Origin of the sequence: Streptomyces muensis, assembly GCF_021474425.1 — a bacterium.
GTDB classification, from domain to species: Bacteria; Actinomycetota; Actinomycetes; order Streptomycetales; family Streptomycetaceae; genus Streptomyces; species Streptomyces muensis.
In genome coordinates this window covers 1-1,355 of record NZ_JAKEIP010000574.1, presented here as the reverse complement: position 1 = coordinate 1,355, position 1,355 = coordinate 1, and the positions used below count along the sequence as shown (strand labels likewise).

The window sequence follows — 1,355 nt, the reverse complement described above, 5'->3', positions numbered from 1 at the left end:
ATAACAGGTCTCGTGGGCTCGTTTTTGTGTATACGAGCCCGGAAGACTTGGGAGGGGGCGGGCTCAGGGTGTTCGAAGGCCGTGCCGTGGACGGTCGCCTCGATGGTGTCGCCGGGCTTCGCCGTCCGTGCCCAGTCGCTGGCGCACCCCTCGTGCAGGGCGAACTCCAGGCTGAAGGTGCCGGCCGCCTGGTCGGGGTCGACCAGGGTGTAGGCGCGCTGGTGGGGCTTGCCCGCGTTGTCGAACCACAGGCGCACCCACATGGTGGGGTGGACGCCGGTCGCGGCCAGCATGCCGCCGTCCGTGAGGTGGACCCGGCGGTACCGCGGCGTGACGTCCTCGGCACCCGTCACCGTGAACACGAAGTCCTTCGCGCGCAGCAGCTTCAGGACCGCGCCCTCCCAGCCGTGCCCCTGCCCCATGGCGTCTTCACCCTTCACGTACCATTCCTGCACCAATGACTTAGGCAAGGCTAACCTAAAGCAAAGGAGGGGCACAGGTGACCGGCGAGATCTTCCGTGATGCCTGGGGCATTCCGCATCTTCGTGCGGACGGGGTGAGAGAACTCGCCCGCGTACAGGGCCGCGTCACCGCCCTCGACCGGGCCTGGCAGCTGGAGGTGGAGCGGCACCGGTCCCAGGGAACCTCCGCCTCCTTCCTCGGCGCCGCGGCCCTGCCCTGGGACCGGTTCGTCAGACGGGCCCGCCTCGACGACACGGCGAGACGCTGCTTCGCCGAGCTGGAGAGACGGGACCCGGAGACGGCGGCGTGGGTGCGGGCGTACGTCGACGGGGTGAACGAGGCACTGGCCGAGGGGGCGGGACGTACGCCGGAGTTCGCGCGGACCGGGCTCGCCCCCGGCCGTTGGGAGCCCTGGACGCCGCTCGGTGTCTGGCTCGGCATCCACATCCTGTTCGCCGGGTTCCCGGCCAAGCTCTGGCGTGAGCAGGTCGTACGGCATCTCGGCGCCGACGCGGTCGCGCTGTTCGCCACCGACGGGCCCGCCACCTCCGGCAGCAACGGTTGGCTGGTGAGCGGCGAACGGACCGTCACCGGTCGTCCGATCATCGCCGGCGACCCGCACCGCTTCATCGAGGAACCCGGCGTCTACCAGCAGATCCACCTCTCCTGCCCCGAGTTCGACGTCGTCGGCCTCGCCGTCCCCGGCATCCCCGGCATCGCTCACTTCGGGCACACCGGCACGGTCGCCTGGGCCATCACCAACGCCATGGCCGACTACCAGGACCTGTACCGGGAGCGGTTGCGGCGCACGGGGGCGGGGGTGGAGGCGCTGGGCCCGGACGGGGTCTGGCGTCGCGCCGCGCGGCACACCGAGGTCGTGGAGGTCGCGGGGG

Annotated in this window: 2 protein-coding genes; one reads left to right on the top strand and one right to left on the bottom strand. The window is 71.1% G+C overall.

The features are described 5' to 3' along the window. Positions 1–422, bottom strand: a 422-nt coding sequence (locus tag L0P92_RS44445; protein WP_234768810.1) for a siderophore-interacting protein, incomplete at its 3' end; no start/stop codon positions are given. Between the two features lie 77 nt (positions 423–499). Between L0P92_RS44445 and L0P92_RS44440 the strand changes: the two genes are divergently transcribed. Next, a partial coding sequence (locus L0P92_RS44440; protein WP_234768809.1) for a penicillin acylase family protein occupies positions 500–1,355 on the top strand: 856 nt, incomplete at its 3' end.